This is a genomic window from Pseudomonas sp. X4, from assembly GCF_040784925.1.
GTDB classification, from domain to species: domain Bacteria; phylum Pseudomonadota; class Gammaproteobacteria; order Pseudomonadales; family Pseudomonadaceae; genus Aquipseudomonas; species Aquipseudomonas putida_Z.
The window spans coordinates 600,963-622,444 of record NZ_CP160798.1 but is presented as its reverse complement, the minus strand read 5'-3'; the positions used below and the strand labels follow the sequence as shown (position 1 = coordinate 622,444).

The following is a 21,482-nucleotide window of genomic DNA, read 5'->3' as shown; positions in this document are numbered from 1 at the left end:
CTGCGCAGCCCATCGCCGGCAAGCCAGCTCCCACAGAGGCCCGCGCTGTACCTGTGGGAGCTGGCTTGCCGGCGATGGGGCGCGAAGCGGCCCCAGATTGTCTGGCATACATAGGCTGGCACCTTTGTTGCTTTAGGTTGGCTATCCGCCGCATCACTGTCAAAAAAATGCGGCCGCAGGAGAGAGAAGGGTCATGAGCCAAGGTGTTGAATTCAATCGTCTGATGCTGGACATGCGGGCCATGCAGGCCGACGCCATGTCGCTGCCAAAGGTGGCCGCTGCCCCCGAGTTGGCACCCGGGCAAAGTACCTTTGCCGACATGCTCGGCCAGGCCATCGGCAAGGTGCATGAGACGCAGCAGGCTTCGACCCAGCTGGCCAACGCTTTCGAGATCGGCAAGAGTGGCGTCGACCTGACCGACGTGATGATCGCTTCGCAAAAGGCCAGCGTGTCGATGCAGGCCCTGACCCAGGTACGCAACAAGCTGGTCCAGGCGTACCAGGACATCATGCAGATGCCGGTTTGAGGACGGACGTAAACCATGGCTGAAGCAGTCGTCGACAACCCCCTGCCAAAAGCGGCCCGCCCGCGGCCAAGCCGCCGCTGTTCGGCATGGCGTTTCTGGAAAACATCGCGCAGATGCCCATGCTGCGTCAGATCGGCCTTCTGGTCGGCCTGGCCGCCAGCGTGGCGATCGGCTTTGCCGTGGTGCTGTGGTCGCAACAACCCGATTACCGTCCGCTGTACGGCAGCCTGGCGGGCATGGACACCAAGCAGGTCATGGATACCCTGGCCGCCGCCGACATCCCCTACAACGTCGAGCCCAATTCCGGTGCTCTGCTGGTCAAGGCCGACGACCTCTCCCGTGCGCGCCTGAAACTGGCGGCCGCCGGCGTGGCACCAAGCGATGGCAACGTCGGCTTCGAGTTGCTCGACAAGGAGCAGGGCCTGGGCACCAGCCAGTTCATGGAAGCCACCCGTTACCGTCGCAGCCTGGAAGGCGAGCTGGCGCGTACCGTGTCCAGCCTGAACAACGTCAAGGGCGCGCGCGTGCACCTGGCCATCCCGAAAAGCTCGGTGTTCGTGCGTGACGAACGCAAGCCCAGCGCCTCGGTACTGGTCGAGCTGTACCCGGGCCGTGCCCTGGAAGCCGGGCAGGTGATGGCCATCGTCAACCTGGTTGCTACCAGCGTGCCGGAACTGGACAAGTCCCAGGTCACCGTGGTCGACCAGAAGGGCAACCTGCTGTCCGAGCAGATCCAGGACACCGCCCTGACCCAGGCAGGCAAACAGTTCGACTACAGCCGCCGGGTGGAAAGCATGCTCACCCAGCGGGTGCACAACATCCTGCAGCCGGTGCTGGGCAATGACCGCTACAAGGCCGAAGTGTCCGCCGACCTGGACTTCAGTGCGGTCGAGTCCACCTCCGAGCAGTTCAACCCAGACCAGCCGGCGCTGCGCAGCGAGCAATCGGTCGATGAACAACGTGCCAGCAGCCAGGGCCCGCAAGGTGTGCCCGGTGCGCTGAGCAACCAGCCGCCAGGCCCGGCCTCGGCACCGCAGACCACCGGTGGTGCCGCTACCCCGGCCGCGGCCATCCAGCCTGGCCAGCCGCTGGTGGATGCCAACGGCCAGCAGATCATGGATCCGGCCACCGGCCAGCCGATGCTCGCGCCGTACCCGTCGGACAAGCGTCAGCAAAGCACCAAGAACTTCGAGCTGGACCGTTCCATCAGCCACACCCGCCAGCAGCAGGGGCGCATGACCCGCCTGTCGGTGGCGGTGGTGGTGGACGACCAGGTCAAGATCGACCCGGCCACCGGCGACGCCACCCGTGCGCCATGGGGCGCCGAGGACCTGGCACGCTTCACTCGCCTGGTGCAGGACGCGGTCGGCTTCGATGCCAGCCGTGGCGACAGTGTGACGGTGATCAACGTGCCGTTCGCCGCCGACCGCGGCGAAGAGATCACCGACATCGCCTTCTACCAGCAGCCGTGGTTCTGGGACATCGTCAAGCAAGTGCTGGGCGTGGTGTTCATCCTGGTGCTGGTGTTCGGTGTGCTGCGCCCGGTGCTGAACAACATTACAGGGGGCGGCAAGCAGGCTGCCCCGGATAGCGACATGGAGCTGGGCGGCATGATGGGTCTGGATGGCGAACTGGCCAACGACCGCGTCAGTCTGGGTGGCCCGACAAGCATTCTGCTGCCTAGCCCGAACGAGGGTTACGAGGCACAGCTCAACGCAATCAAAGGCCTGGTGGCCGAAGACCCGGGCCGCGTTGCCCAGGTCGTGAAAGAGTGGATCAACGCCGATGAGTGATAACCGAGCCGTTACCGCCAAGCTGAGCCGCGTCGACAAGGCGGCGATCCTCCTGCTTTCGCTGGGCGAGACCGATGCTGCCCAGGTGCTGCGGCACATGGGGCCCAAGGAAGTGCAGCGGGTGGGTGTGGCCATGGCGCAGATGGGCAATGTGCACCGTGAACAGGTCGAGCAGGTGATGAGCGAGTTCGTCGAAATCGTCGGCGACCAGACCAGCCTGGGCGTGGGCTCCGATGCCTATATCCGCAAGATGCTCAACCAGGCCCTGGGCGAGGACAAGGCCAACGGCCTGGTCGACCGCATCCTGCTCGGTGGCAACACCAGCGGCCTGGACAGCCTGAAGTGGATGGAGCCGCGCGCCGTTGCCGACGTGATCCGCTACGAGCACCCGCAGATCCAGGCCATCGTGGTTGCCTACCTCGACCCCGACCAGGCCGGCGAAGTGCTGAGCAACTTCGACCACAAGGTGCGCCTGGACATCGTCCTGCGCGTGTCGTCGCTGAACACCGTGCAGCCGGCGGCGCTGAAGGAGCTGAACCAGATCCTCGAGAAGCAGTTCTCGGGCAACTCCAACGCGGCGCGTACCACCCTGGGCGGCATCAAGCGCGCCGCCGACATCATGAACTTCCTCGACAGCTCGGTGGAAGGTGCACTGATGGACGCGATCCGCGAGATCGACAGCGACCTGTCGGAGCAGATCGAAGACCTGATGTTCGTCTTCAACAACCTGGCCGACGTCGACGACCGAGGCATCCAGGCGCTGCTGCGCGAAGTCTCGTCCGACGTGCTGGTGGTGTCGCTCAAGGGCGCCGACGAGCGAGTCAAGGACAAGATCTTCAAGAACATGTCCAAGCGTGCCTCGGAGCTGTTGCGCGACGATCTGGAGGCCAAGGGGCCGGTGCGGGTCAGCGACGTGGAAACGGCGCAGAAGGAAATCCTCACCATCGCCCGCCGCATGGCCGAGGCCGGCGAGATCGTGCTCGGCGGCAAGGGTGCCGAGGAAATGATCTAAGGTATTTGCGATCTGAAGGCCGACGCCACCCCTTGTGGGAGCGGGTTTACCCGCGAAGGCGTCGGACCTGGCGATAGAGGTTGTCGCTGCCGACGCATTCGCGGGTAAACCCGCTCCCACAGGGACCGTGTCGGCTGAACATGGTTTGAGAACATGACAGCATGCCCACCAAAGAACATCACCCCAGCGACCTGATCCGCGCCCGCGACCTAGAGGGCGTGGATGTATGGGCGCTGCCCAGCTTCGACCCGGAACCGGAGCCTGAGCCCGAACCGGCGCCGGAACCCGAGGTAATCGAGGAAGAAGTCGAGGAGGTGCCGCTGGAAGAAGTCCAGCCACTGACCCTGGAAGAACTCGAGGCCATCCGCCAGGAGGCCTACAACGAAGGCTTCGCCACCGGTGAGCGCGAGGGCTTCCATAGCACCCAGCTCAAGGTCCGCCAGGAAGCCGAAGAGGCCCTGAAGACCAAGTTGGAGAGCCTCGACCGGCTGATGACCAACCTGATGGAGCCGATCGCCGAGCAGGACACGCAGATCGAGAAAACCCTGGTCCACCTGGTGGCTCACATGACCCGCCAGGTGATCGGTCGCGAACTGCGGGGCGATTCCAGCCAGATCACCCAGGTACTGCGCGAAGCGCTCAAGCTGCTGCCCATGGGCGCGGACAATATCCGCATCCACCTCAACCCGCAGGATTTCGAGCTGGCCAAGGCCCTGCGCGAGCGCCATGAGGAAAGCTGGCGGCTGCTCGAGGACAGCGCACTGCTGCCAGGCGGCTGCCGTATCGAGACCGCGCATAGTCGCATCGACGCGACCATGGAAACCCGCATCGAGAAAGCCGTGGCACAACTGTTCGACCAGTTGCACGATCATTCGCTGCACCCGGCAGCGCCGGACATGTCGGTAGACCTGGACAGCCTGCCAGAGCGCGCCGTGGGTAGCCCGGATGCAACTTGAGCGCACCAGTTTCGGCAAGCGCCTGGGCAGTTACGCCGAGGCCATCGAGTTGCCGGCCCAACCCATCGTCGAAGGCCGCCTGCTGCGCATGGTCGGCCTCACCCTGGAAGCCGAAGGCCTGCGCGCTGCAGTCGGCAGCCGCTGCCTGGTAATCAACGACGACAGCTACCACCCGGTGCAGGTGGAGGCCGAAGTCATGGGCTTTGCCGGGTCCAAGGTATTCCTCATGCCGGTCGGCAGCATTGTCGGCATCGCCCCCGGCGCCCGGGTGGTGCCGCTGGATGACAGCGGCCGCCTGCCCATGGGCATGAGCATGCTCGGCCGGGTGCTCGACGGCGCCGGCCGCGCGCTGGATGGCAAGGGCGGGATGAAGGCCGAGGACTGGGTGCCGATGGACGGCCCGGTGATCAACCCGTTGAACCGCGACCCCATCAGCAAGCCGCTGGACGTTGGCATTCGCAGCATCAATGGCCTGCTCACCGTCGGTCGCGGCCAGCGCCTGGGCCTGTTCGCCGGTACCGGTGTGGGCAAGTCGGTGTTGCTGGGCATGATGACTCGCTTCACCGAAGCCGAGATCATTGTCGTCGGCCTGATCGGCGAGCGGGGCCGCGAGGTCAAGGAATTCATCGAGCATATCCTTGGTGAGGAAGGCCTCAAGCGCTCGGTGGTGGTCGCTTCGCCCGCCGACGATGCGCCGCTGATGCGCCTGCGGGCCGCCATGTACTGCACGCGTATTGCCGAGTACTTCCGCGACAAGGGCAAGAACGTGCTGTTGTTGATGGATTCGCTGACCCGTTTCGCCCAGGCCCAGCGTGAAATCGCCCTGGCCATCGGCGAGCCGCCGGCCACCCGGGGTTACCCGCCATCGGTGTTCGCCAAGCTGCCCAAGCTGGTGGAGCGGGCCGGCAACGGCGAGCCAGGCGGTGGTTCGATCACCGCGTTCTATACCGTGTTGTCCGAGGGTGACGACCAGCAGGACCCGATTGCCGACGCGGCGCGCGGTGTGCTCGATGGCCACTTCGTGCTGTCGCGGCGGCTGGCCGAGGAAGGTCATTACCCGGCCATCGACATCGAAGCCTCGATCAGCCGGGTCATGCCCCAGGTGGTCGATGCCGACCATTTGCGCCAGGCGCAAAAGTTCAAGCAGTTGTGGTCGCGCCTGTCGCAGAGCCGCGACCTGATCAGCGTGGGCGCCTACGTGGCGGGTGGCGACCCGGAAACCGACCTGGCCATCGCCCTGCAATCGAAGCTGGTGGAGTTTCTGCGCCAGGGTCTGCGCGAGAGCGTGGGCATGGCGCAAAGCCGCGAACAGTTGGGGGCGATCTTTGCGCCCCCGGCGGGCGGTTGATAGGCCATGGCACTGCCCGGACGTGCCGCGCGCCTGGCGCCGGTGGTGGACATGGCCGAAGAGGCCGAGCGCCAGGCCGCTCAGCGCCTTGGGCAGTTCCAGCAGCAGGTGGCCATGGCACAGGCCAAGCTGGCCGAGCTCGAGCGGTTTCGCGAGGACTACCAACTGCAGTGGATCAACCGTGGCGGGCAGGGGGTAAACGGTAGCTGGCTGGTCAATTACCAGCGCTTCCTCGGGCAACTGGAAACGGCCATGACCCAGCAGCGCCAGAGCCTGGTCTGGCACCAGAACAACCTCAACAACGCCCGCGGCACCTGGCAGCAGGCCTATGCCCGGGTGGAAGGCTTGCGCAAGCTTGTGCAGCGCTACCTGGACGAAGCCCGGCGGGCCGAAGACAAGCGCGAGCAGCGCTTGCTCGACGAGCTGTCACAACGCCTGCCGCGGCAGAATCACCTATAGCCTGTACTGACCTCTTCGCGGGTGAACCCGCTCCCACAGGTACGGCGCAGGATTCGAATTCGTGGAGATCCTGTGGGAGCGGGTTTACCCGCGAAGAGGCCGGGACAGGCAGCCCACATGCTTGCCACCCCCGTCATCGCCTGCTAAACCTTTAAGGAGTTGCATCCGCCATCATCGAAGGAATCGCTAGCATGGCAGTCGAGACTGATTTTTCGCAGGACGGGAAAAAGCTGACGATAAAGATCAAGGGGCGCTTCGATTTCGGCAAGCACCAGGAATTTCGTGACGCCTACGAACGCCAGCCCAGCCGGCCAGATTCGGTGGTCGTCGACCTGAAGGACACCACCTACCTCGACAGTTCCGCGCTCGGCATGCTGCTGTTGCTGCGTGACCATGCGGGCGGCGATGAGTCGGATGTGCGTGTGGTGCATGCCAGCTCCGATGTGCGCAAGATCCTCGCCATCTCCAATTTCGAAAAACTCTTCGATATCAGTTGAGCGCCGACATGCCGGCCGAACAGGCGTTGACCGTGCTGGTCGCCGAAGACGGTGCCGCCGACCGCCTGCTGCTGGCGCAGATCGTGCGCCGTCAGGGCCATCAGGTATTCACCGCGGAAAACGGCGAGCAGGCGGTGGCGCTGTTCGTCGAGCGGCGCCCGCAACTGGTGCTGCTGGATGCGCTGATGCCGGTGATGGATGGCTTCGAGGCGGCGCGGCAGATCAAGGCGCTGGCCGGCGAAGCGCTGGTGCCGATCATTTTCCTGACGTCATTGAACGAGGAGGAAGGCCTGGTGCGCTGCCTGGAGGCCGGGGGCGACGACTTCATGGCCAAGCCCTACAGTGCGGTGATCCTCGGCGCCAAGATCCGCGCCATGGACCGCCTGCGCCGGCTGCAGGCCACCGTGCTGGAGCAGCGCGACCAGATTGCCCGGCACCACCACCACCTGCTCAACGAGCAGCGGGTGGCCAAGGCGGTGTTCGACAAGGTTGCGCACTCCGGCTGCCTGGCCGCGCCCAACATCCGCTACCTGCAATCGCCCTATGCGCTGTTCAATGGCGACCTGATGCTGGCCGCGTTCACCCCGTCCGGCGACATGCGCGTGCTGCTCGGCGATTTCACCGGCCACGGCCTGCCGGCGGCGGTAGGCGCCATGCCGCTGGCCGAAGTGTTCTACGGCATGACTGCCAAGGGCTACGGCATGGCGCAGATCCTGCGCGAGATGAATGCCAAGCTCAAACGTATCCTGCCGGTGGACATGTTCTGTTGTGCGCTGCTGCTCAACCTCAGCATGCAGCGCGGTTCGGTGGAAGTGTGGAACGGTGGCATGCCTGACGGCTATCGCCTGGCAGTGGATGGCCAGGTGCTGTCGGCGCTGACTTCGCGACACCTGCCGCTGGGCATCCTGGACGCCGAGCGTTTCGATGACAGTACCGAAGTGTTGCCGCTGGCGCCGGGCGAGCGCCTGCTGCTGCTGTCGGACGGCGTGCTGGACACCGCCGACGACCAGGAACGCCTGTTTGGTGTGCAGCGCCTGCGCAGGGTGCTGGCCGACAACCGGGACCCGGTGCGGTTGTTCGACGAAGTGATGCAGGCCCTGGAGCGCTTTGGCGGGCGCCCGCGCGATGACATCAGCCTGTGCGACATTCGTATGTTCAGCGCCGAGGAGCGGGTGCCGGCGCCGATGATCTACTCTGATAGCGGCCGCTCCAGCCCGCTGGACTGGTCGCTGGGGTTCGAGGTGCGTGGCCAGAGCCTGAAGCGCTTCAACCCGGTGCCGTACCTGGTGCAGTTGTTGCAGGAGATTCATGGCCTGCGCGCGCGTACCGGCAACCTGCACAGTGTGCTCAGCGAGCTGTATTCAAATGCCCTGGAGCATGGCGTGCTGGGCCTGGACTCGCAGCTCAAGCGCGATGTACAGGGCTTTGCCGACTATTATCAGGAACGCGCCCGGCGCCTTGGGGTTCTGACCGACGGTTACGTGCGCATCGATTTCAAGGTTGAACCGCAAGCCGACGGCGGGCGTCTGATGATCGAGGTCCGTGACAGTGGTGCTGGGTTCGATGTGCAACGGGTGCTGTCGCGGCCCTCGCTGGAGCAGGGGCTGAGCGGGCGAGGCCTGAACCTGGTGAGGCGGCTGGCCAGCAGCGCGCACTGGAGTGAGGGCGGGCGCTGCGCGCATGTGGAGTTCGTCTGGTGAGCCACGGGTTGGCTCGGGCATAATCTGGCTTGATCAAGGAGTGAACAAGTGACTGACATGCATATTGACCACAAGGTACTCAGCGACCTGCGTGAGGTCATGGAAGATGGCTACCTGCAGTTGGTGCAAACCTTTCTCGACGACTCCGAACGGCGCCTGGGTCAGCTGCACGCGGCTAAAAGTGCCGAAGAGCTCGGCTCCGCGGCTCACAGTTTCAAGGGCAGCAGCAGCAACATGGGCGCGGTTGCATTGGCCAACCTGTGTCAGCAGCTGGAGGAGCGCGCACGGCGGCCCCCGCTGTATGGGATCGAAGACCTGATCAACCGCATCGACCAAGAGTTCCTCGAGGTGCAGGGCTTCTACCGAGGTGAGCAGCAGCGCATTTCGGCGGGTTGAAGCACGACTTGGCGCGAGTCTTGCCTGTCTCTGGCAGTATGATTTTTTTGTTTCTGGCGCGGAGACCGCTCGATGCCTGTCGCACCCAACCCATTGTTGCAAGGCAACGCCATTGCCAACACCTCGCGTTCGGCCGCCGCACAGGCCGACAAGCCGCTGCAGGCGCCGGGCGACAAGGGCGACGGCTTCGACCAGGTGATGGCCCGGCAGGGCCGCGACAAGGCCGCCGGGCAGGACGACAAGGTCGCTCAGGCCAAGCCCAAGGACAAGCCCGAGGCGGCGCAGGGCGGCAAGAAAGCCGCTGCCGACAAACTCGCGGTTGCCGATGACGGCAAACAATTGCCAGCCGACGACCAGGCCCAAGCCGACACCGGCTTGCGCGATGCCAGCCTGGTTGCTGGCCAGGTCACCGACGCCCAGCCTGGCGCACAACTGATCCAGGCCCAGGCCGAGGCGGTGGCGCCGGTGTTGCAGGCCGCCGCGGCGCAGGCGCAGGTCACCGCCGAGCTGCCCGAGGAGCCGGCCGCCGAGGAAGCCTTCGACCCTGACGCCGACCCTTTGGCCAACCTGCCGACCCTGCGCCTGGCGCTGGAACAAAGCGCCCAGGCCAAGGGAGCGACCTCGGCGCATGCCCTGGACCCTTCGCAGGCTCAGGGCGAAGAGGGGCAGATGGCCGTCAATACCTTGGCGAATCTGGTCGAGAATGCCGAGGGTGAGACGGGCGAGCCTGGCGACAAGGCCTTTGCTGGCTTGCTCGAAGATGGCCTGAAAGACACCAAGAGCGCTGGCAGCGATACACGCGTAGACGATTTCGCCAACCGCCTGGCCAACCTGACCCAGGCCGCCACGGCCAAGACCGCCAATGCCGTGCCGGCCAATGCCAGCCCCTTGCACCAACCGCTGCCGATGAACCAGAACGCCTGGGCCGAGGGCCTGGTCAATCGGGTCATGTACCTGTCCAGCCAGAACCTCAAGTCAGCGGATATCCAGCTGGAACCGGCGGAACTGGGCCGCCTGGACATTCGCGTCAATGTTGCGACGGACCAGTCGACCCAGGTCACCTTCATCAGCGGCCACGCCGGCGTGCGGGACGCCCTCGACAGCCAGGTGCACCGCCTGCGCGAGCTGTTTGCCCAGCAGGGGCTGGCACAGCCGGATGTCAACGTGGCCGACCAGTCGCGTGGGCAGCAACAACAGCAGCAGGGGCAGGCGCAGGGCAGCAACCTGTCCGGGGTGGCGGCGCGCCGGGCCGAGCAGGGCGGGGCAGAGGCAGTCGATAGCGCCCGGCCTGTGGAGCAGCAGGTGGTTGTTGGCGACAGTGCGGTCGATTACTACGCGTAGATCCCGATTGCCTGTACTGGCCTCTTCGCGGGTAAACCCGCTCCCACAAGTACAGTGCAGGCTTCGAAGCCTGTGGAGGTCCTGTGGGAGCGGGTTCACCCGCGAAGAAGCCAGCACAGTCGTTCCTGCTGAAATCTCCCTTCTGCGAAATCTGGCATAACACTTGCTCAAGCCAAGCCATCCTCCCTTGAACCCCCGATGGACGACGGATTATTGGCATGGCGAAGAGCGAAGCAGTCAAAGACCCCGCCACTAAAGGCAAACTCAAGCTGATCCTGCTGGCGGTAGTGGGCCTGTTGCTGGCGATCGGCCTTTCGGTGGGCGCTACCTGGTTCATCATGCACAAGAGCGAGCCGGCCCCGGCCGCCGATCCTGCAGCCAGCAACGTCAAGCCAGCGGCTATCTACGAAGCGCTGGCCCCGGCCTTCGTGGTCAACTTCAACCAGAACGGCCGCCAGCGCTACATGCAGGTGAGCATCACCCTGCAAGCGCGCAGCCAGGCTGACCTGGACGCCCTCAAGGTGCACATGCCGGTGATCCGCAACAACCTGGTGATGATGTTCTCCGGGCAAGGCTTCGACACCCTGGCCGGCAGCCCGGTGGGGCAGGAAATGCTGCGCCAGAAGGCCACCGCAGTGGTTCAGGAAGTGGCGCAGAAGGAAGTCGGCAAGCCGGTCGTCGACCAGTTGCTGTTCACCAATTTCGTATTGCAGTAGGAGTCCGCAATGGCCGTACAGGACCTGCTGTCCCAGGATGAAATCGATGCCCTGTTGCATGGCGTCGACGACGGGCTGGTGCAGACCGAGAGTGCATCCGAGCCTGGCAGCATCAAAAGCTACGACCTGACCAGTCAGGACCGTATCGTGCGGGGTCGCATGCCGACCCTGGAAATGATCAACGAGCGTTTCGCCCGTTACACCCGTATCAGCATGTTCAACCTGCTGCGCCGCTCCGCCGACGTGGCAGTGGGCGGCGTGCAGGTGATGAAGTTCGGCGAATACGTGCACTCGCTGTACGTGCCGACCAGCCTCAACCTGGTCAAGATCAAGCCGCTGCGCGGTACCTCGCTGTTCATCCTCGACGCCAAGCTGGTGTTCAAGCTGGTGGACAACTTCTTCGGCGGCGACGGCCGCCACGCCAAGATCGAAGGCCGCGAGTTCACCCCCACCGAGTTGCGCGTGGTGCGCATGGTGCTGGACCAGTGCTTCGTCGACCTCAAGGAAGCCTGGCAGGCAATCATGCCGGTCACCTTCGAGTACATGAACTCCGAGGTAAACCCGGCCATGGCCAACATTGTCGGCCCCAGCGAGGCGGTGGTGGTGTCCACCTTCCACATCGAGCTGGACGGCGGTGGCGGCGACCTGCACGTGACCATGCCGTACTCGATGATCGAGCCGGTGCGGGAAATGCTCGACGCCGGTTTCCAGTCGGACCTGGACGACCAGGACGAGCGCTGGGTCAAGGCCCTGCGCGAGGACGTGCTGGACGTGGCTGTGCCGGTGACCGCCACCGTAGCCCGGCGCCAGCTGAAGCTGCGCGACATCCTGCACATGCAGCCTGGTGACGTGATCCCGGTGGAGCTGCCCGAGCACCTGGTGCTGCGCGCCAACGGCGTGCCGTCGTTCAAGGCGCGCCTGGGTTCGCACAAGGGCAACCTGGCGCTGCAGATCATCGACCCGATCGAACGCCGCTGACGCGTGCCGGTCGCTCATAACGAATTGAATGCCTGTCGAGGAAACCATGGCTAACGAAAACGAGATCACCTCCGCAGAGGACCAGGCACTGGCCGATGAATGGGCTGCGGCACTGGAAGAAACCGGTGCAGCCGGCCAGGCCGATATCGATGCACTGCTGGGTGGTGACACCGGTAGCAGCACCGGCGGCGCAGGCCGCCTGCCGATGGAGGAGTTCGCCAGCTCGCCGAAGCCGAACGAAAACGTCAGCCTCGAAGGCCCTAACCTGGACGTGATCCTGGATATCCCGGTGAACATTTCCATGGAAGTGGGCAGTACCGAGATCAACATCCGCAACCTGCTGCAGCTAAACCAGGGCTCGGTGATCGAGCTCGACCGCCTGGCCGGCGAGCCGCTCGACGTGCTGGTCAACGGCACGCTGATTGCCCATGGCGAGGTGGTGGTGGTCAACGAGAAGTTCGGCATCCGCCTGACCGACGTGATCAGCCCCAGCGAACGTATCAAGAAGCTGCGCTGAGTGAAGGGCATGATGCGCGCCATCGCGGCGCTCGCCGCGCTGCTCGCCAGCCAGGCTTGCCTGGCCGCGGCCACACCGGCGGCAACCCCGGCAACCGCGCCTGGCAGCCTCGGTGGGCAGCTGGCGCAGATGGTCTTCGGCCTGCTGCTGGTGGTCGGCCTGATCTTCTTCCTGGCCTGGTTGCTGCGGCGCATGCAAAGCACGGCGGTGAAGGGCGGGCAGGTGATCGAGATCGTCGGCAGCCGGGCCATCGGCCCGCGCGACCGCCTGCTGCTGGTGCAGGTGGGCAAGGAGCAGATCCTGATCGGCCATACACCTGGCAGCATCGAGGCCCTGCATGTGCTGGCCGAACCCGTGGAAGTGCCGGAAAGCGCCCGCCAGGCGACGCCGGAGTTTGCCCAGCGGCTGATGGAGCTGATGGGCAAGGACCCTAAGGACAAGAAGTGATGAGTGGCGCGCTGCGTGTGTTGTTGACTCTGGCGCTGCTGCTGGCCGCGCCGCTGGCCCTGGGGGCCGACCCGCTGTCGATCCCGGCCATTACCCTGTCCAATACCGCGGACGGGCAGCAGGAGTATTCGGTCAGCCTGCAGATTCTGCTGATCATGACGGCGCTCAGCTTCATCCCGGCGTTCGTCATTCTGATGACCAGCTTCACCCGCATCATCATCGTGTTCTCGATCCTGCGTCAGGCCCTGGGCCTGCAGCAGACGCCGTCGAACCAGCTGCTGACCGGCATGGCGCTGTTCCTGACCATGTTCATCATGGCGCCGGTGTTCGACCGGGTGAACCAGGACGCACTGCAGCCGTACCTGAAGGAGCAGATGACTGCCCAGCAGGCCATCGACAAGGCCCAGGGGCCGCTCAAGGACTTCATGCTGGCACAAACCCGGCAAAGCGATCTCGACCTGTTCATGCGCCTGTCCAAGCGTACTGACATCGCCGGCCCGGACCAGGTGCCGCTGACGATCCTGGTGCCGGCGTTCGTCACCTCCGAGCTGAAGACCGCGTTCCAGATCGGTTTCATGATCTTCATCCCGTTCCTGATCATCGACATGGTGGTAGCCAGCGTGCTGATGGCCATGGGTATGATGATGCTGTCGCCGCTGATCATCTCGCTGCCGTTCAAGATCATGCTGTTCGTGCTGGTCGATGGCTGGGCGCTGATCATGGGCACCTTGGCCAGCAGTTTCGGCGGCGTCTGACGCCGTCAAGGAGAGCCGCCGATGACACCTGAAGTCGCTGTCGACCTGTTCCGTGATGCCTTGTGGCTGACCACCCTGATGGTCGCCATACTGGTGGTGCCCAGTCTGCTGGTGGGCCTGGTGGTGGCCATGTTCCAGGCCGCCACGCAGATCAACGAACAGACCCTGAGCTTCCTGCCACGCCTGCTGGTGATGCTGGTCACGCTGATCGTCGCCGGGCCGTGGCTGGTGCAGAAGTTCATGGAGTACATCACCAGTCTGTACACCAACATCCCGCAGCTGATCGGTTGACGCGCCGATGCTGGAGCTGACCGACACGCAGATCGGCACCTGGGTCGCCACCTTCATCCTGCCGTTGTTCCGGGTGACGGCAGTATTGATGACCATGCCGATCTTCGGCACCCGCATGCTGCCGGCGCGGGTGCGCCTGTACGTGGCGGTGGCTATCACCGTGGTGATCGTCCCGGCCCTGCCGCCCTTGCCCGAGTTCGATCCGCTGAGCCTGCGCGGCCTGCTGCTGTGTGCCGAGCAGGTCATCGTCGGGGCGTTGTTCGGGTTGTCGCTGCAGTTGTTGTTCCAGGCTTTCGTCATCGCTGGCCAGATCGTCGCGGTGCAGATGGGCATGGCCTTCGCATCGATGGTCGACCCGGCCAACGGCGTCAACGTTGCGGTGATCAGCCAGTTCATGACCATGCTGGTGAGCGTGCTGTTCCTGCTGATGAACGGCCATCTGGTGGCGTTCGAGGTGCTGACCGAAAGCTTCACCACCTTGCCGGTGGGCAATGCGCTGGTGGTCAATCAGTTCTGGGAGATGGCGGGGCGCCTGGGCTGGGTGTTCGGTGCCGGCCTGCTGCTGATCCTGCCGGCTATCGCCGCGTTGCTGGTGGTGAACATTGCCTTTGGCGTAATGACGCGTGCCGCGCCGCAGCTGAACATTTTCTCCATCGGTTTTCCGCTGACCCTGGTCATGGGCATGCTCATTTTCTGGGTCGGCCTGGCCGACATACTTTCCCATTACCAGGCATTGGCCAGCGAAGCGCTGCAATGGCTGCGTGATCTGGCAAGGGCGCGCTGAGCATGGCGGAAAGCGAAAGCGGTCAGGACAAGACAGAAGAACCCACCGACAAGCGCAAGCGCGATGCCCGCGAGAAAGGCGAGATCGCGCGTTCCAAGGAGCTGAACACGGTGGCGGTGACCTTGGCCGGCGCCGGTGGCCTGCTGGCGTTCGGCGGCCACCTGGCCGAGACACTGCTGGCGATCATGCGCATGAACTTCAGCCTGACCCGCGACTTCATCGTCGATGAGCGGGCCATGGGTGCCTTCCTGTTGGCCTCGGGCAAGATGGCCATCTGGGCGGTGCAGCCGATCTTGATCCTGTTGTTCGTGATTTCCTTCGTCGCGCCGATTGTCCTGGGCGGTTTCCTGTTTTCCGGCAGCCTGTTGCAGCCGAAATTCAGCCGCATGAATCCCTTGTCGGGGATCAAGCGCATGTTCTCGATGAACGCCCTGACCGAGCTATTGAAAGCACTCGCCAAGTTTTTCGTGATTCTGGTCGTGGCAGTAGTGGTGCTGGTCAACGACCGCCAGGCGCTGCTCGCCATCGCCAATGAGCCGTTGGAGCAGGCGATTATACATAGCCTGCAGGTGGTGGGCTGGAGTGCGTTGTGGATGTCGGCCGGGCTGCTGTTGATTGCGGCGGCGGACGTGCCGTTCCAGCTGTGGCAGACGCACAACAAGCTGAAGATGACCAAGCAGGAAATCAAGGACGAGTACAAGGACAGCGAAGGCAAGCCCGAGGTCAAGCAGCGTATTCGCCAGCTGCAGCGTGAGGCTTCGCAGCGGCGCATGATGGCGGCTGTGCCCGAAGCCGACGTGATCATCACCAACCCGACGCATTATGCGGTGGCCTTGCAATACGACCCGGAGAAAGGCGGGGCGGCGCCGTTGCTGCTGGCCAAGGGGACGGATTTCATTGCCCTGAAGATTCGCGAGATCGGTGTGGAGCACAAGGTCCAGATCCTCGAATCGCCGGCGTTGGCGCGGGCGATCTACTACTCCACCGAACTTGAGCAGGAAATCCCTGCCGGGCTTTACCTGGCGGTGGCGCAGGTGCTGGCCTATGTGTTCCAGATCCGCCAGTACCGGGCAGGCAAAGGCAAGCGGCCAGAGCCGCTGAAGGACGACCTGCCGATTCCACCGGACCTGCGCCGCGACAGTTGACCTTGTGTCAGGGCGTCTGGCCCTTTCGCGGGTGAACCCGCTCCCACAGGTCCTCTGCGGGCCTTGAAGGCTGTGCGGTCCCTGTGGGAGCGGGCGTGCCCGCGAAGAGGCCGGAACAGGCAACATAAATCCCCCGTCGAGCAAAGTTGGAAGGCTTCTTGTCAAGCTAGCGCCAGCCGCCTGCGCCGCGACAGTTGACCTTGTGTCAGGGCGTCTGGCCCTTTCGCGGGCACGCCCGCTCCCACAGGGACCTCATGCTCCTCGAGAGCGACGCCGCACCTGTGGGAGCGGGTTCACCCGCGAAGAGGCCGGAACAGGCAACATAAATCCCCCGTCGAGCAAAGTTGGAAGGTTTCTTGTCAAGCTAGCGCCAGTCGCCTGCGCCGCGACAGTTGACCTTGTGTCAGGGCGTCTGGCCCTTTCGCGGGCACGCCCGCTCCCACAGGGACCTCATGCTCCTCGAGGGCGACGCCGCACCTGTGGGAGCGGGTTCACCCGCGAAGAGGCCGGAACAGGCAACATAAATCCCCCGTCGAGCAAAGTTGGAAGGCTTCTTGCAAAGCCAGCGCCAGGCGCGCCCTGTGCGTCAAAGTTTTGCATCAAGAGGACTCGCGGTGGATCGCACTCAGTTAATCAGCAACGCCCGTAACAACCTGGCCGGGCTCGGCCGGGGCAACCTGGGTGTGCCGCTGTTGCTGCTGGTGATGTTGGCAATGATGATGTTGCCGATACCGCCGTTCCTGCTCGACGTGTTCTTCACTTTCAACATCGCCCTGTCGATCGTGGTCCTGCTGGTCTGCGTCTACGCCCTGCGCCCGCTCGACTTCGCCGCATTCCCCACGATCCTGCTGGTGGCCACGCTGTTGCGTCTGGCCCTGAACGTGGCTTCCACCCGGGTGGTGATGCTGCATGGCCAGGAGGGCCACGGCGCCGCCGGCAAGGTTATCCAGGCCTTCGGCGAGGTGGTGATCGGCGGTAACTACGTGGTCGGTGCCGTGGTGTTCGCCATCCTCATGATCATCAACTTCGTGGTGGTGACCAAGGGCGCCGGGCGTATCTCGGAAGTGAGCGCGCGTTTCACCCTCGACGCCATGCCCGGCAAGCAGATGGCCATCGACGCCGACCTCAACGCCGGCCTGATCGACCAGGCCCAGGCCAAGCACCGTCGTGCCGAAGTGGCGCAGGAAGCCGAGTTCTACGGTTCGATGGACGGTGCCAGCAAGTTCGTCCGCGGTGACGCCATCGCCGGCCTGCTGATCCTGTTCATCAACCTGATCGGCGGCATGCTGATCGGCATGCTGCAGCACGGCATGAGCTTTGGCGATGCCGGCAAGGTGTACGCCTTGCTGACCATCGGTGACGGTTTGGTGGCGCAATTGCCATCACTGTTGCTGTCCACCGCTGCCGCGATCATGGTTACCCGTGCTTCGGGCTCCGAGGACATGGGCAAGCTGATCAACCGGCAGATGTTCGATTCGCCCAAGGCCCTGGCGGTGTCCGGCGCGCTGATGATCGTCATGGGCCTGGTGCCGGGCATGCCGCACGTGGCCTTCCTCAGCCTCGGCCTGCTGGCCGGTGGTGGCGCCTACCTGGTGTGGAAGAAGCAGCAGAAGGCCAAGGCGCAGGCGCTGCAGGAGGCGCAGCGCCAGCAGGACCTGCTGCCCTCGCCACAGCGTGCGCTGGAAACCAAGGAGCTGGGCTGGGACGACGTCACGCCGATCGACATGATTGGCCTGGAGGTCGGCTACCGGTTGATCCCGCTGGTCGATCGTAACCAGGGTGGCCAATTGCTCGCGCGGATCAAGGGCGTGCGCAAGAAGCTGTCGCAAGACCTGGGCTTCCTCATGCCCACCGTGCACATCCGCGACAACCTCGACCTGCAGCCCAGCGCGTATCGCCTGACCCTGATGGGGGTGATCCTGGCCGAGGCCGAGATCTACCCGGACCGCGAACTGGCAATCAACCCGGGGCAGGTGTTCGGCACCCTCAACGGCATTGCTGCGCGCGACCCGGCGTTTGGCCTTGAAGCCGTGTGGATCGATGTCGGCCAGCGCTCCCAGGCGCAGTCGCTGGGCTACACCGTGGTCGACGCCAGCACCGTGGTGGCCACCCACCTGAACCAGATCCTGCAGAAGCACTGCCACGAGCTGATCGGCCATGAAGAGGTCCAGCAATTGCTGCAGGTGTTGGCCAAGGCATCGCCTAAACTTGCAGAAGAGTTGGTGCCGGGTGTCATTTCCTTGTCGGGCCTGCTCAAGGTGCTGCAAGCGCTGTTGTCGGAACAGGTGCCAGTGCGCGATATTCGCAGTATCGCCGAGGCGATCGCGAACAACGCCGGCAAGAGTCAAGATACCGCCGCGCTGGTGGCGGCGGTGCGCGTCGGATTGTGTCGCGCCATCGTGCAAAGCATTGTCGGCGTTGAGTCGGAGCTGCCAGTGATTACCCTGGAGCCAAGGTTGGAACAGATTTTGCTCAATAGTCTGCAAAGGGCCGGGCAAGGTCAGGAAGACGGTGTTCTTCTGGAGCCGAGCATGGCCGAGAAGCTGCAGCGTTCGCTGATCGAGGCGGCCCAGCGCCAGGAAATGCAGGGCCAGCCGGCCATCCTCCTGGTTGCCGGCCCGATCCGCGCCATGCTGTCGCGTTTCGGTCGCCTGGCTGTACCGAATTTGCATGTTCTGGCGTATCAGGAAATACCGGACAACAAGCAAGTCACCATCGTTGCCACCGTGGGCCCTAACGGCTGAGGTAGGGGATAATGCAAGTTAAGCGATTTTTCGCCGCCGATATGCGTCAGGCCATGAAGCTGGTCCGTGATGAGCTGGGCGCCGATGCCGCCATCATCGGCAACCGTCGCATCGCCGGCGGTGTCGAGCTGACGGCCGCGCTGGACTACAAGCTGTCCGCCCTGGCCCCGCGTGTGCCCAACGCCGAACTGGAAGAAGAGCTGCGCAAGACCCATACGCGCATCGCCACTGCCCAGGCCGAGCTGGGCCACCGCCAGGACAGCAGCGACAACAACCGCCAATTGTTCGCCGGGCAGTCGCTGACCGCTGCCGAGCCGTTGATCGAACCGCACGTCGATGCGCCCGAGGCTGCTGCAGCGCCTGCGTCGGCGCCGGTCGACCCGCGCCTGTTCGATGCCATGCGCTCCGAGCTGTCGGGCCTGCGCGAGCTGCTGGAAGTGCAGCTCGGCTCGCTGGCCTGGAACCAGCTGCAGGGCAGCAAGCCGCAGCAGGCCACCGTCTGGCGCCGGCTGCAACGCATCGGCCTGTCCGGGCCGATCGCCCGTGAGCTGCTGGACCTGACTGCCGAGATCGACGAGCCACGCCAGGCCTGGCGCATGTTGCTGGCGCACCTGGCGCGGATGATTGAAATCCCCGAGGTCGAGCCGATCGAAGAGGGCGGGGTGATCGCCATGGTCGGCCCGGCCGGCATGGGCAAGACCACTACCCTGGCCAAGCTGGCCGCCCGCTACGTGCTCAAGTACGGCGCGCAGAACCTGGCGCTGGTGAGCATGGACAGCTTCCGCATCGGCGCCCAGGAGCAGCTCAAGACCCTGGGCCGCATCCTCAACGTGCCGGTGACCTACGTCGACCCGGGTCAGTCGCTGGCCGCGGCGCTGGAGCCGCTGCTGCGCAAGCGCGTGGTGCTGATCGATACCGCCGGCCTGCAGGCCAGCGACCCGGCCCTGCGCATGCAACTGGACACCCTGGCCGGGCGTGGCATTGCCGCGAAGAACTACCTGGTGCTGGCCACCACCAGCCAGAAGCAGGTGCTGACCGCCGCCTATCACAGCTACAAGCGCTGCGGCCTGGCCGGTTGCATCCTGACCAAACTCGATGAAACGGCGAGCCTTGGCGACGTGCTGAGCCTTGCCATCAGTCATGATTTGCCAGTGGCCTACCTGACCGACGGGCCGCGCATTCCTGACGACCTGCACCTGCCACGGGGGCACCAGTTGGTCTCCCGCGCGGTCAATGTGCAGCAGCAGGACGAGCCCAGCGAAGAGGCCATGGCCGACATGTTCGCTGATCTCTATCACAACCCACGGCGAGCGGGTTGATGATGAAATGTGTGCAAGGTAGCTATGCCAAGGGGTACGCAGAATTGCCCTACGTGTGGCCTGAGTCCCAGCGAGACAAGGTAAAGAACAGACATGGGTAGCATGCATCCCGTACAGGTGATCGCCGTGACCGGTGGCAAAGGTGGCGTCGGCAAGACTAACGTTTCAGTGAACCTGTCCCTGGCGCTGGCCGAGCTTGGCCGCAGGGTCATGCTGCTCGACGCCGACCTGGGCCTGGCCAATGTCGATGTGCTGCTGGGCCTTACCCCCAAGCGGACCCTGGCCGATGTCATCGAAGGGCGCTGCGAGCTGCGCGACGTGATGTTGCAGGGCCCCGGTGGTGTGCGCATCGTGCCGGCTGCCTCGGGCACGCAGAGCATGGTGCACCTGGCCCCGGCCCAGCATGCCGGGCTGATTCAGGCGTTCAGCGAAATCGGCGACAACCTCGACGTGCTGGTGATCGACACTGCGGCCGGTATCGGTGATTCGGTGGTCAGCTTCGTACGTGCCGCCCAGGAAGTGCTGCTGGTGGTATGCGACGAACCCACCTCGATCACCGATGCCTACGCCCTGATCAAGCTGCTCAACCGCGACTACGGCATGAACCGTTTCCGGGTGCTGGCCAACATGGCGCAGAGCCCGCAGGAAGGCCGCAACCTGTTCGCCAAGCTGACCAAGGTCACCGACCGCTTCCTCGACGTTGCCCTGCAGTACGTGGGCGCCGTGCCGTATGACGAGTGCGTGCGCAAGGCGGTGCAAAAGCAGCGTGCCGTGTACGAAGCCTTCCCACGCTCCAAATGCGCGCTGGCCTTCAAGGCGATTGCCCAGAAGGTCGATAGCTGGCCGCTGCCGGCCAACCCGCGCGGCCATCTGGAGTTCTTTGTCGAGCGTCTGGTGCAGCCCACCAGCGCGGGACCTGTGCTATGAACGCCAGCGGTTTCAAGATGTACAGCCGGGCGTCGAAAGACGCGCAGTACGAGCTGATCGAGCGCTACGCCCCGCTGGTCAAGCGCATAGCCTACCACCTGCTGGCGCGGCTGCCGGCCAACGTGCAGGTCGAGGACCTGATCCAGGCCGGCATGATCGGCCTGCTGGAAGTGGCCAACAAGTACGACGCCAGCAAGGGCGCCAGCTTCGAAACCTACGCCGGCATCCGCATTCGCGGGGCCATGCTGGACGAAGTGCGCAAGGGCGACTGGGCACCGCGTTCGGTGCACCGCAACACCCGCATGGTCAGCGACGCGATGCGTGCGGTTGAAGCCAGAACCGGCCGTGACGCTAAAGATCATGAAGTTGCTGCCGAACTCCAATTGAGTCTCGATGATTACTACGGGATCTTGAACGATACCCTGGGCAGCCGCCTGTTCAGCTTCGACGACCTGTTGCAGGACGGCGAGCACGAAGGGCTGCATGAGGATGGCGCCAGTGGCCAGGTAGAACCTGCGCGTGGCCTGGAGGACGAGCGCTTCCAGGCCGCCCTGACCGAGGCCATCGCCAACCTGCCGGAGCGTGAGCGCCTGGTGCTGGCGCTGTACTACGACGAAGAGCTGAACCTCAAGGAAATCGGTGAGGTGCTGGGGGTCAGCGAGTCGCGGGTCAGCCAGTTGCACAGCCAGTGTGCCGCGCGCCTGCGCAGCCGCCTGGGGGAATGGCGGGCGCGTTGAGCCCGCTGTCGTTGCAGTCGTTTTCTACGTTGTACCGAATTGTGAATGCGCGCTCGGGGCCGAGCGCGTTTGAGACTGCTTGGAGGTCTACTTG

21 protein-coding genes and 1 pseudogene are annotated in these 21,482 nt (G+C 64.4%); all 22 read left to right on the top strand.

Features of this window, described 5'->3' with window-relative positions:
* Positions 1–193: 193 nt before the first annotated feature.
* The 22 genes and pseudogenes from fliE to fliA all read left to right on the top strand — a co-directional run bounded on the left by fliE (position 194) and on the right by fliA (position 21,388).
* Complete coding sequence (fliE, locus tag ABX298_RS02705) at positions 194–526, top strand: flagellar hook-basal body complex protein FliE (RefSeq protein ID WP_013973606.1); 333 nt, start codon at positions 194–196, stop codon at positions 524–526.
* A gap of 15 nt (positions 527–541) precedes the next feature.
* Positions 542–2,319, top strand: a pseudogene (gene fliF, locus ABX298_RS02700) (flagellar basal-body MS-ring/collar protein FliF).
* On the top strand, positions 2,312–3,331 hold the full coding sequence (gene fliG / locus ABX298_RS02695; protein WP_003257289.1) for a flagellar motor switch protein FliG: 1,020 nt from the start codon (positions 2,312–2,314) through the stop codon (positions 3,329–3,331). Before fliF ends, fliG begins: the two are co-directional and overlap by 8 nt.
* Before the next feature lie 161 nt (positions 3,332–3,492).
* Complete coding sequence (fliH, locus tag ABX298_RS02690; protein WP_085614533.1) at positions 3,493–4,287, top strand: flagellar assembly protein FliH; 795 nt, start codon at positions 3,493–3,495, stop codon at positions 4,285–4,287.
* Positions 4,277–5,635 carry a flagellar protein export ATPase FliI gene (gene fliI, locus ABX298_RS02685; protein ID WP_061551804.1) on the top strand — a complete coding sequence of 453 codons (1,359 nt, stop codon included), beginning with the start codon at positions 4,277–4,279 and terminating at the stop codon, positions 5,633–5,635. Before fliH ends, fliI begins: the two co-directional genes overlap by 11 nt.
* 6 nt (positions 5,636–5,641) lie before the next feature.
* The gene (fliJ, locus tag ABX298_RS02680) at positions 5,642–6,094 is read left to right on the top strand and encodes a flagellar export protein FliJ (protein ID WP_085614531.1); all 453 of its coding nucleotides are present in this window, start codon (positions 5,642–5,644) and stop codon (positions 6,092–6,094) included.
* Positions 6,095–6,285: 191 nt separating this feature from the next.
* Positions 6,286–6,591, top strand: coding sequence for an STAS domain-containing protein (locus tag ABX298_RS02675; RefSeq protein WP_013973600.1), 306 nt, complete (start codon positions 6,286–6,288; stop codon positions 6,589–6,591).
* An 8-nt stretch (positions 6,592–6,599) separates the two neighbouring features.
* Entirely contained in the window at positions 6,600–8,291 is a 1,692-nt protein-coding gene (locus ABX298_RS02670; RefSeq protein WP_137164528.1) for a fused response regulator/phosphatase, read from the top strand.
* Positions 8,292–8,339: 48 nt separating this feature from the next.
* Positions 8,340–8,687 carry an Hpt domain-containing protein gene (locus ABX298_RS02665; RefSeq protein WP_286919648.1) on the top strand — a complete coding sequence of 116 codons (348 nt, stop codon included), beginning with the start codon at positions 8,340–8,342 and terminating at the stop codon, positions 8,685–8,687.
* Positions 8,688–8,759: 72 nt separating this feature from the next.
* Positions 8,760–10,028: a flagellar hook-length control protein FliK gene (locus tag ABX298_RS02660; RefSeq protein WP_367394058.1), complete on the top strand. Its 1,269-nt coding sequence runs from the start codon at positions 8,760–8,762 to the stop codon at positions 10,026–10,028.
* A 218-nt stretch (positions 10,029–10,246) separates the two neighbouring features.
* Positions 10,247–10,744 (top strand): flagellar basal body-associated protein FliL, encoded by a 498-nt coding sequence (gene fliL, locus ABX298_RS02655; protein ID WP_025340078.1) that lies wholly within the window; start codon positions 10,247–10,249, stop codon positions 10,742–10,744.
* A gap of 9 nt (positions 10,745–10,753) precedes the next feature.
* Positions 10,754–11,722 (top strand): flagellar motor switch protein FliM, encoded by a 969-nt coding sequence (fliM, locus tag ABX298_RS02650; protein WP_085614528.1) that lies wholly within the window; start codon positions 10,754–10,756, stop codon positions 11,720–11,722.
* Positions 11,723–11,768: 46 nt separating this feature from the next.
* Complete coding sequence (fliN, locus tag ABX298_RS02645; RefSeq protein WP_003257291.1) at positions 11,769–12,239, top strand: flagellar motor switch protein FliN; 471 nt, start codon at positions 11,769–11,771, stop codon at positions 12,237–12,239.
* Between the two features lie 12 nt (positions 12,240–12,251).
* Positions 12,252–12,686 (top strand): flagellar biosynthetic protein FliO, encoded by a 435-nt coding sequence (fliO, locus tag ABX298_RS02640; RefSeq protein WP_075047027.1) that lies wholly within the window; start codon positions 12,252–12,254, stop codon positions 12,684–12,686.
* On the top strand, positions 12,686–13,441 hold the full coding sequence (gene fliP, locus ABX298_RS02635; RefSeq protein ID WP_003257293.1) for a flagellar type III secretion system pore protein FliP: 756 nt from the start codon (positions 12,686–12,688) through the stop codon (positions 13,439–13,441). The genes fliO and fliP overlap by 1 nt, the downstream gene beginning before the upstream one ends.
* Before the next feature lie 21 nt (positions 13,442–13,462).
* Positions 13,463–13,732 (top strand): flagellar biosynthesis protein FliQ, encoded by a 270-nt coding sequence (fliQ, locus tag ABX298_RS02630; RefSeq protein WP_075045922.1) that lies wholly within the window; start codon positions 13,463–13,465, stop codon positions 13,730–13,732.
* A gap of 7 nt (positions 13,733–13,739) precedes the next feature.
* Complete coding sequence (fliR, locus tag ABX298_RS02625; protein WP_367394057.1) at positions 13,740–14,516, top strand: flagellar biosynthetic protein FliR; 777 nt, start codon at positions 13,740–13,742, stop codon at positions 14,514–14,516.
* A 2-nt stretch (positions 14,517–14,518) separates the two neighbouring features.
* Positions 14,519–15,661, top strand: a complete 1,143-nt coding sequence (flhB, locus tag ABX298_RS02620; protein ID WP_015271208.1) for a flagellar biosynthesis protein FlhB — start codon at positions 14,519–14,521, stop codon at positions 15,659–15,661.
* Positions 15,662–16,275: 614 nt separating this feature from the next.
* On the top strand, positions 16,276–18,405 hold the full coding sequence (gene flhA / locus ABX298_RS02615) for a flagellar biosynthesis protein FlhA (RefSeq protein WP_013973588.1): 2,130 nt from the start codon (positions 16,276–16,278) through the stop codon (positions 18,403–18,405).
* An 11-nt stretch (positions 18,406–18,416) separates the two neighbouring features.
* Positions 18,417–19,724, top strand: a complete 1,308-nt coding sequence (flhF, locus tag ABX298_RS02610; protein ID WP_085614525.1) for a flagellar biosynthesis protein FlhF — start codon at positions 18,417–18,419, stop codon at positions 19,722–19,724.
* A gap of 93 nt (positions 19,725–19,817) precedes the next feature.
* The gene (gene fleN, locus ABX298_RS02605) at positions 19,818–20,651 is read left to right on the top strand and encodes a flagellar synthesis regulator FleN (protein ID WP_003254408.1); all 834 of its coding nucleotides are present in this window, start codon (positions 19,818–19,820) and stop codon (positions 20,649–20,651) included.
* On the top strand, positions 20,648–21,388 hold the full coding sequence (gene fliA, locus ABX298_RS02600; protein WP_046614576.1) for an RNA polymerase sigma factor FliA: 741 nt from the start codon (positions 20,648–20,650) through the stop codon (positions 21,386–21,388). Before fleN ends, fliA begins: the two co-directional genes overlap by 4 nt.
* The last annotated feature ends 94 nt before the right edge of the window (positions 21,389–21,482 follow it).

What these genes read in the sequence shown, in the direction of transcription:
- fliE (WP_013973606.1), top strand. Translation starts at nt 194, where the DNA reads ATGAGCCAAGGTGTTGAATTCAATCGTCTGATGCTGGACATGCGGGCC.
- fliG (WP_003257289.1), top strand. Translation starts at nt 2,312, where the DNA reads ATGAGTGATAACCGAGCCGTTACCGCCAAGCTGAGCCGCGTCGACAAG.
- fliH (WP_085614533.1), top strand. Translation starts at nt 3,493, where the DNA reads ATGCCCACCAAAGAACATCACCCCAGCGACCTGATCCGCGCCCGCGAC.
- fliI (WP_061551804.1), top strand. Translation starts at nt 4,277, where the DNA reads ATGCAACTTGAGCGCACCAGTTTCGGCAAGCGCCTGGGCAGTTACGCC.
- fliJ (WP_085614531.1), top strand. Translation starts at nt 5,642, where the DNA reads ATGGCACTGCCCGGACGTGCCGCGCGCCTGGCGCCGGTGGTGGACATG.
- ABX298_RS02675 (WP_013973600.1), top strand. Translation starts at nt 6,286, where the DNA reads ATGGCAGTCGAGACTGATTTTTCGCAGGACGGGAAAAAGCTGACGATA.
- ABX298_RS02670 (WP_137164528.1), top strand. Translation starts at nt 6,600, where the DNA reads ATGCCGGCCGAACAGGCGTTGACCGTGCTGGTCGCCGAAGACGGTGCC.
- ABX298_RS02660 (WP_367394058.1), top strand. Translation starts at nt 8,760, where the DNA reads ATGCCTGTCGCACCCAACCCATTGTTGCAAGGCAACGCCATTGCCAAC.
- fliL (WP_025340078.1), top strand. Translation starts at nt 10,247, where the DNA reads ATGGCGAAGAGCGAAGCAGTCAAAGACCCCGCCACTAAAGGCAAACTC.
- fliM (WP_085614528.1), top strand. Translation starts at nt 10,754, where the DNA reads ATGGCCGTACAGGACCTGCTGTCCCAGGATGAAATCGATGCCCTGTTG.
- fliN (WP_003257291.1), top strand. Translation starts at nt 11,769, where the DNA reads ATGGCTAACGAAAACGAGATCACCTCCGCAGAGGACCAGGCACTGGCC.
- fliO (WP_075047027.1), top strand. Translation starts at nt 12,252, where the DNA reads ATGCGCGCCATCGCGGCGCTCGCCGCGCTGCTCGCCAGCCAGGCTTGC.
- fliP (WP_003257293.1), top strand. Translation starts at nt 12,686, where the DNA reads ATGAGTGGCGCGCTGCGTGTGTTGTTGACTCTGGCGCTGCTGCTGGCC.
- fliQ (WP_075045922.1), top strand. Translation starts at nt 13,463, where the DNA reads ATGACACCTGAAGTCGCTGTCGACCTGTTCCGTGATGCCTTGTGGCTG.
- fliR (WP_367394057.1), top strand. Translation starts at nt 13,740, where the DNA reads ATGCTGGAGCTGACCGACACGCAGATCGGCACCTGGGTCGCCACCTTC.
- flhB (WP_015271208.1), top strand. Translation starts at nt 14,519, where the DNA reads ATGGCGGAAAGCGAAAGCGGTCAGGACAAGACAGAAGAACCCACCGAC.
- flhF (WP_085614525.1), top strand. Translation starts at nt 18,417, where the DNA reads ATGCAAGTTAAGCGATTTTTCGCCGCCGATATGCGTCAGGCCATGAAG.
- fleN (WP_003254408.1), top strand. Translation starts at nt 19,818, where the DNA reads ATGGGTAGCATGCATCCCGTACAGGTGATCGCCGTGACCGGTGGCAAA.
- fliA (WP_046614576.1), top strand. Translation starts at nt 20,648, where the DNA reads ATGAACGCCAGCGGTTTCAAGATGTACAGCCGGGCGTCGAAAGACGCG.